General features: G+C 67.0%; 1 protein-coding gene. It reads right to left on the bottom strand.

The features are described 5' to 3' along the window. Positions 1-276 (bottom strand): FHIPEP family type III secretion protein (locus R0J88_RS19925; RefSeq protein ID WP_410900865.1); only part of this gene is annotated, 276 nt, incomplete at both ends.

Genomic DNA, 276 nt, shown 5'->3' with positions numbered 1-276 from the left:
GCCAAAGGCCGGGTCGGTGGTGGGCGTGCCCTTGATCTGCATGGTCACGCCGCCCGGGTCGATCGCCAGCCACTGGCCCGGCATCGCCACGCCGTGGCCGATCTCGACGCCGGACAGCAGGATGCGGTAATCGTTGGGCTTGAGTTCGAGGTTGTCGCGGATATGCACCACCGGCGGCAGGAAACCCACGTCCTGGGCGAATTTCTTGCGCAGGCTGCGGATGCGGTGCAGCAGCTCGCCGTTCTGGGCATGGTCGACCAGCGGGATCAGGCGGTA

Origin of the sequence: Pseudoalteromonas sp. SIMBA_162, from assembly GCF_046535955.1 — a bacterium.
Lineage (GTDB): Bacteria > Pseudomonadota > Gammaproteobacteria > Enterobacterales > Alteromonadaceae > Pseudoalteromonas > Pseudoalteromonas marina.
The sequence above is the reverse complement of the archived record's forward strand: the minus strand, read 5'-3'. Positions and strand labels throughout refer to the sequence as shown.